Here is a 7284-nt window from a genome sequence, read left to right on the forward strand (position 1 = left end):
ACTTTTCTACCAAAGGTGAATAACAAAACAATAATAGCAAAGTTTTTCTCTAGGGTTATAGGTAGATTATTCCTATAGACAAAAACAACTACCCTACAGAATTTCGAGGAGTCACGTTATGTGTACTGACCACAACTGGATCAACAATGCTGTACGCAAAATCGAAGCAGACTTTCAACGCTCAGCAGATACTCACCTATTCAAATTAGATCTACCTTCTTTGGAAGGTATCGACATCTATCTAAAAGATGAAAGCACGCACCCAACCGGTTCATTGAAGCACCGTTTGGCTCGTTCACTATTCCTTTATGCAATTTGTAATGGTTGGGTCGGTCCAGAAACCACGGTGATTGAAGCGTCATCAGGCAGTACAGCAGTTTCTGAGGCGTACTTCGCGCGTCTTCTAGGCTTACCATTTATTGCGGTGATGCCAAAAACCACTGCACGTAAGAAAATTGAACAAATTGAATTCTACGGTGGTAAAGCACACTTGGTTGACCGTTCAGACCAAATTTATGATGAGTCTCGTCGTCTAGCGAAAGAGCTAAACGGTCACTACATGGACCAATTTACTTACGCTGAGCGTGCAACAGACTGGCGTGGTAACAACAACATCGCGAACTCTATCTTTAGCCAAATGCAATTAGAAGATCATCCAATCCCAAGCTGGGTTGTGATGAGCCCAGGTACAGGTGGTACGTCTGCAACGATTGGTCGATTCATTCGTTACCAAAAATACGACACAAAACTGTGTGTAGTTGATCCTGATAACTCTGTGTTCTACGACTACTTCCAATCTGGCAACGCGGACATCAAGGGCGAAAACGGCAGCAAGATCGAAGGTATCGGTCGTCCACGCGTAGAGCCAAGCTTTATCGCTGGCGTTGTAGACGAAATGCGCAAAATCCCTGATGCAGCAAGTGTTGCAACGGCGCATTGGCTGTCTGGCTTGATCGGTCGTAAAGTGGGAGCATCGACAGGTACTAACCTATATGGCGTGCTTCAGCTTGCATGTGAAATGAAGCAACGTGGTGAGACAGGTTCTATCGTGACACTACTTTGTGATTCAGGTGAACGTTACCTAGACACTTACTACAACACAGAGTGGGTAAAAGAGAACATCGGTGACATTCAACCTTACCTTGCACAGCTTGAAATTATTCAGTCGAAAGGCTGCGTTGAGCCAGCATGCTGCGGTCCAATCACTGAATAAAATCAGACTTCACATACAAAAACAGCCCGCTCATTCAGCGGGCTGTTTTTTTATTATCTTTGCACTAAGAAGCGTTACTTTTTCTGACGAGCCTCAAATGCAGCCAACTGCTCTGGTGTTGCTTTAGGTTGGTGGTTTTGTTTCCACTCATCGTAAGTCATACCGTAAACACGCTCACGCGCATCATCAATATCGATATCCACACCAAGGTCTTCCGCTTCTGCTTTGTACCATTTACTGAAACAGTTGCGGCAGAAGCCCGCAAGGATCATTAGATCGATGTTTTGCACATCTTTGTTTGCATCCAAATGCGCCAACAGACGACGAAATGTTGCTGCGTCAAGTTTGTCTTGCTCTTCTTGGGTCAGATTTTTGTATTTGAATTCAGCCACTTTACTTTCCTTTATTTTTAGAATTGAGATCACTGCTAGTTGACTAACCGTCTATTCAGGCTGTTAATATACCCAACCTCTATCTCATTGATTAAACTCAACTGCTAGTACCACCAAAGGTTATAGTCATATTATGAAAAATGCCATCTTCTTGCTGTCTACAATCGCATTAAGCGCTTCTGCTTATGCAGCTCAACCAAAAGATCAAGACATGTACTTCTACTTAGGTAGCGGTAATATTGGTTACGAAACGCCTAAATTTGGCAGCAATACCGAAAGCGAACTTGCAAACCCGCATATCACTATCGGTTGGGGTAAGAATATCAATGAGTACTTTTCAGTAGAAGGTGTCGTACGTTACACACAAAGCGAACTGAAATTCCAACCAACCAGTGAAAAAATCAATCTACACTACTACCAATTTGGTGTGTCAGGTTTAGCGACTTCACCTTACCTTGGCGATACTCCATTTAAACTATTCGGTCGTGCTAGCGCACTACTAACTCAAGCAGAGATGTATATCGAATCACTCGATAACGTTGATGATAATTCCGGCGTGATGTTCAACGTAGGCGGTGGTTTACAATGGGATATTGACCAAAATTTTTGGCTAAAAGCAGAATACGTATACGGCTTTGCTGATGTGGAGCTGGATGATTTTTACGACAAGTATGACGGTTTTCAAATCAGTATTGGCAAGAACTTCTGATTTAAAATTCTGCAAAGAAAACCAAAGCCGAGGCATATGACCTCGGCTTTCTTTATTCTAAAGAACTATCTCATCGTGCTTTTGATCGACATGGACACGATGCTCAACAGATTGCAACGTTTTCTCACTTTTTGCTTTTAGAACGTTGGCAAACTGAGGTAAAACGGTTGTCGCAAACAATACAACCATCCCCATTACCGCAACCATTTCAATCAAATAACTACCACGACACTTTTTCAAGAAACACCTCATACCATCATTGGCACAGCATCATTCCTTGCGAATGCAGCACCCAAAAAGACCAAACGCTCAGCCAAACACGATGAGCAAATCCTGTGCCCCTCGAAGAAGTGGCGAAATAATAACCAACAATTATCATTAGATCTATAAATCATCAGACAAAAAATACAAAAAAGCCGAACAAAAAACGTTCGGCTTTTAATTTCAAAATCTTAGCAAGAATAACCTACGGATGCGCAATACGCCCTTTTGTATCGTGACTCAGTGCTTTGTTCAACTCAGCCTCGACATGACCAGGTGATCGAGTCTTCGCAGAGATCAATCGGTACATCGCAGGAATAACGAACAGGGTAACTAACGTCGCGAAGCCCATGCCGAAGAAGATAACCGTACCAACGGCCACACGACTTTCGTAGCCAGCTCCTGTAGACATAATCAAAGGGATTGCACCAGCAAGCGTCGTAAATGCCGTCATCATGATCGGACGAAGGCGGCGCGCAGCCGCATCAATAATCGCTTTTTCAAACTCAATGCCACGGTCACGCAGCTGGTTAGCAAACTCAACGATCAAAATACCATTCTTGGTTACCATACCGATCAACATGATCATGCCGATCTGGCTGTAGATGTTCATCCCTTGGCCCATCACAACTAAACCAAGGAAGCCGCCAAATACCCCCATAGGTACAGTGAACATTACCACCAGTGGGTTAACGAAGCTTTCAAACTGCGCAGCTAGCACTAGGTATGCCACCAGCAATGCCAAGGCAAACACAACAGCAACACTGGCTTGGTTCTCTTTAAAGTCTTTTGACTCTCCCGAGTAACTTACTGAGATATCACCTGGTAGGTTATCAATCGCCTGTTGATCTAAGAAGTCGAGTGCTTCGCCTAAGGTGTAGCCTTCCGATAAGTTTGCTGTAATAGTGATCGACTTCTGTTTGTTGTAATGAGACAAACGAATTGATGCCGCGACTTCTTCTACCTTAGTAACGGCATCTAGAGTCACCAGTTCACCACTGTCAGTTCGCAAGTAAATCTGGCTTAAATCAGCCGCGTTGTTGAAGCTGTTTTCGTCACCACGTAGGTAGACATCATACTCCTCACCACGGTCAACATAGGTAGTTTCACTTTTACCACCCAGCATAATCTCCAAAGTATCTGAAATGTCTTTTACGCTAACGCCTAATTCTGCTGCACGGCGCGTATCAACCGACACAAGGAGCTCAGGCGTTTTCTCAGAATAGTCGATCTCTGCACCTTCCATCAGCGGGGATTCTTCGGCCTTGTTCTTCAGCATTTCTGCCCAGACTAAAAGCTCATCGTAGTCCGAACCACCTAATACAAACTGCACGGGTTCACTCGATCCACCGCGGAAGCCCGGCATGAATGGGAACACACGCACATCTGGAATGCCCGCCAATGATTTACGTACTTGATTCAAGGCATCTTGAGCGGTGACATCGCGCTCATTCCAGTCTTCCAGAATCATGATCACGAAACCCGTTTGGTCACCAGCTTGCCCACCAAATGCCGGCGTTTGGATGCTGAATGATTTCAGGAAACCTTGGCCTAAAAGTGGCATCAAACGATCTTCTACAATGTCCATGTTAGCCGACATACGGTTGTAAGAAGTCGCATCCGCACCACGAACAAAGGCAAAGATAACACCACGGTCTTCTTGTGGAGTTAACTGTGCTGGTACTTGATTCATTAAGAAGTAACTGCCACCCATACAAGCAAGGATAACCAAAGGAGCTGCCCAACGAATCTTTAACGCTCCTTTAAGAGCAGCACGATAGCCGGCCTCTAGCTTAGCAAACAACTTGTCAACCACTTGATTGAATCGGTTTGGTTTTACGTTCGCTTTTAGAATTTGACTGCCCAGCACTGGTGTCAGTGTTAGTGCAATCAACGAAGAGAAGATCACCGACATTGCCAGCAATACTGAAAACTCGGTAAATAACAAACCAACCATGCCATCCATAAAGGAAATCGGTAGGAACACCATCACCAGAACTAGCGTAGTTGCGATAACGGCAAAACCTACTTCTCGGGTACCTTTGTACGCAGCCAATAGAGGAGACTCACCGCGTTCGATATGGTGGAAGATGTTCTCTACGACAACGATCGCATCATCCACTACCAGCCCGATAGACAGGATAAGCGCCATTAAGGTAATCAGGTTGATAGAGAAGCCAAAGTAATAAGCGGCTATAAAGGAAGAAATAAGCGAGACGGGTACCGTTACGGCTGGGATCAACGTCGCACGAGCCTGACCAATAAAGATGTAAAGAACCAGAATGACCAGACCACCAGTAATAAAGAGCGTACTGTATACCTCTGCAATAGAACGCTCGATAAATACCGTTGCGTCATAGTCAATCGCAAGACGAGTACCATCCGGCAAGAACTTCTGAATCTTATCGACTTCTGAGCGAACAGCTTTCGCCACTTCTAATGGGTTCGCATCTGATTGAGGGACAACGCCCAAACTGATGTTTACGACACCATCACTTTTAAAGGTCGAGTTCTCGTTCTCTGCACCGATGAAGACATCTGCTACGTCTTTTAAGTAAATTGGCGTGTTGTCGCTTGCACGTTTTACGACCAGATATTGAAAATCTTCTGGCGTGTTGTAAGTACGAGCGGTTCGCACTGACATAACAGTGGAGTCGTTACGTACCTCACCACCAGGGCTTTCCAAGTTCTCACTACGAAGTGCTGACGTAATATCTGAAGCGATCACCGAGCGCCCCGCCATCAAATCTGGTTTTAGTTTCACGTACATGACTTTGTACAAACCACCAGAAAGATCGATAGAACTTACGCCCGAGATAAGACTAAACCGATCCATGAGTACGCGCTCGGCATAATCCGTTAGCTGTGTTCGGTCCATCTCAGAAGAACTAAGGTTAATATAGAGGGAAGCTTCGCCAGAGCCATTGTTTTTGTACACCACAGGGTCGTCAGCTTCATCTGGCAACGAGCGCTGAGCACGAGCAACCGCATCACGAACGTCACTTACCCCCGTATTGAGGTCATAACCTAACTCAAAAGTAATAGTGATACGCGACATACTGTTACGCGTCGTCGAACTGATTTCGTCTATACCACTGATGCCCGAAAGTTGGTCTTCCAACACTGAGGTAATTTGACTCTCGATAATGGTTGCTGAAGCACCTTCGTAACGCGTACTGATCGAGACCACTGGGCTTTCGATGTCTGGCATTTCACGTACTGCAAGTTTGGTAAACGACACAAAGCCGAATACACATAGCAGCATGCTCAATACCAGCGCGGCAACTGGGCGTTTTACGGAAACGTCAGAAAGTAACATTAGTTTGCTTCCTTAGCCGCTTTGCCTTGCGAGCCTTTCACACCTTGCTCACCGCTTGCATCAGCGGTTTTCACTTTGCCAGGTGCAACGATCTCTTTTACTTCTACGCCATCACGCATGTTCACAATGCCTTGCACGACGATCTTGTCACCGATCTCAACACCAGATTCAATCACAACTTCATTATCTACACGTGCACCCAAGAGCACTTCTTGACGCTTCGCTTTGTTGTCTTCATCAATAACGTACACGAAACGCTTAGTACCGGAGTATTCCAGAGCTTGAACTGGGATAATAGGCGCTTCAATTGCAGGGAACGCCAAAGAAGCATTCATCAGCATGCCCGGCTTGAGATGGTTTTCTGGATTGTCGAATTCAATACGAATACGTAGGTTCAAAGTCTCTGCACTGATGCGAGTATCGATACCAGTTACTTTTCCGACGAAATCAACACCGTTCCAAGCACTGGTCGTCGCGTGAACTTCCATACCGACAGACAGCATCGACAGGTAACGCTCTGGTACTTGCAGGTCCAACTCCATGACAGAAAGGTCATCCAGAGTCAGTAGCTCAGAACCTGCGCTCACCATTTTTCCTCGGCTGAAATCGATAAAACCAACGGTGCCGGCAAAAGGTGCACTGATATTTAGGTCCGCTAAGTTGGCTTTTGATGCATCAAGACGTGCTTCGGCAATCTCTACGCTCGCTTTTTGTGCATCGATTTCTGTTTGAGTGATGGCGTTTCGTTTAACCAAACGCTGAAACTCTTTTAACTTACGTTGCTCATCTTTTAGGTAAGCTTTTGCTTCTACTAATGCCGCTTGCGCTTTATCGTCATTTAATAGAATAAGAAGTTGGTCTTGTTGAACGTTTTGGTTGGCTTTTACGGCGATCTCTTTCACCTTGCCAGCAACCTCAGAAGCAACAACAACCGATTGGGCAGCTTCAAGCTTGCCGATCAGTGACAAAGACTGGTTGATTTGATGCGTCTCTACTTGCTCAGTTACCACCGTAACTGTTGATGGACCACGTTTGGCTGCAAAAGCGGCTGGTGATGCCATTAAAATAGAAAGCGTTAAAACAGATAAAGTGGCTCTCATACTCATAATTTTGACTACTAATCAGATAAACTTATGTCATTAAACTGAATACAGTTTATCAGTTGATACGACGCCTAACGTCAAGTAGTGTAAATTCAAGTAAAAAGTCAGTTTCTCTTTTGTATAAACGACATACAAAACGCTGACTTTCTACCATCTTTGCCCAAAAAGGCAGCATTCAACGTAAAAACGTAAGAAAAACGCTTTACAGCCGGAGCGAGTTTGCTATGATGCGCTCCGCACTTGAGAGATGTGTTGGGAAAACAAATCTTAAGTATAAAAATACCCTG

The 7284-nt window shown here is 44.8% G+C and carries 6 protein-coding genes; 2 read left to right on the forward strand and 4 right to left on the reverse strand.

Features of this window, described 5'->3' with window-relative positions; all coding sequences use genetic code 11:
* The first annotated feature begins 118 nt into the window (after positions 1-118).
* On the forward strand, positions 119-1213 hold the full coding sequence (locus KIV41_RS02765; RefSeq protein ID WP_038882747.1) for a PLP-dependent cysteine synthase family protein: 1095 nt from the start codon (positions 119-121) through the stop codon (positions 1211-1213).
* A 74-nt stretch (positions 1214-1287) separates the two neighbouring features.
* On the opposite strand, the gene KIV41_RS02770 is transcribed toward KIV41_RS02765, so the two are convergent.
* A complete protein-coding gene (locus KIV41_RS02770) occupies positions 1288-1605 on the reverse strand; it encodes a DUF1244 domain-containing protein (RefSeq protein ID WP_005431642.1) in 318 nt (105 codons plus the stop codon).
* Between the two features lie 133 nt (positions 1606-1738).
* Here KIV41_RS02770 and KIV41_RS02775 point away from each other — a divergent pair, with 133 nt between their 5' ends.
* Positions 1739-2314 carry a porin family protein gene (locus tag KIV41_RS02775; RefSeq protein ID WP_010447071.1) on the forward strand — a complete coding sequence of 192 codons (576 nt, stop codon included), beginning with the start codon at positions 1739-1741 and terminating at the stop codon, positions 2312-2314.
* 57 nt (positions 2315-2371) lie between these two features.
* On the opposite strand, the gene KIV41_RS02780 is transcribed toward KIV41_RS02775, so the two are convergent.
* From KIV41_RS02780 to KIV41_RS02790, 3 genes are all read right to left on the reverse strand, one after another.
* Positions 2372-2554, reverse strand: coding sequence for a type II secretion system protein (locus KIV41_RS02780; RefSeq protein ID WP_128826809.1), 183 nt, complete (start codon positions 2552-2554; stop codon positions 2372-2374).
* A 226-nt stretch (positions 2555-2780) separates the two neighbouring features.
* A complete protein-coding gene (gene vmeF, locus KIV41_RS02785; RefSeq protein ID WP_285335621.1) occupies positions 2781-5894 on the reverse strand; it encodes a multidrug efflux RND transporter permease subunit VmeF in 3114 nt (1037 codons plus the stop codon).
* Positions 5894-7000, reverse strand: a complete 1107-nt coding sequence (locus tag KIV41_RS02790; protein WP_285335622.1) for an efflux RND transporter periplasmic adaptor subunit — start codon at positions 6998-7000, stop codon at positions 5894-5896. Before KIV41_RS02790 ends, vmeF begins: the two co-directional genes overlap by 1 nt.
* Between the last annotated feature and the right edge of the window lie 284 nt (positions 7001-7284).

This window comes from Vibrio sp. D401a, assembly GCF_030248515.1.
Lineage (GTDB): Bacteria > Pseudomonadota > Gammaproteobacteria > Enterobacterales > Vibrionaceae > Vibrio > Vibrio rotiferianus.

Excerpts from the sequence above, each read along its gene's own strand:
- KIV41_RS02775 (WP_010447071.1), top strand. The coding sequence starts at position 1,739 with ATGAAAAATGCCATCTTCTTGCTGTCTACAATCGCATTAAGCGCTTCT.
- KIV41_RS02790 (WP_285335622.1), bottom strand. The coding sequence starts at position 7,000 with ATGAGTATGAGAGCCACTTTATCTGTTTTAACGCTTTCTATTTTAATG.
- KIV41_RS02765 (WP_038882747.1), top strand. The coding sequence starts at position 119 with ATGTGTACTGACCACAACTGGATCAACAATGCTGTACGCAAAATCGAA.
- vmeF (WP_285335621.1), bottom strand. The coding sequence starts at position 5,894 with ATGTTACTTTCTGACGTTTCCGTAAAACGCCCAGTTGCCGCGCTGGTA.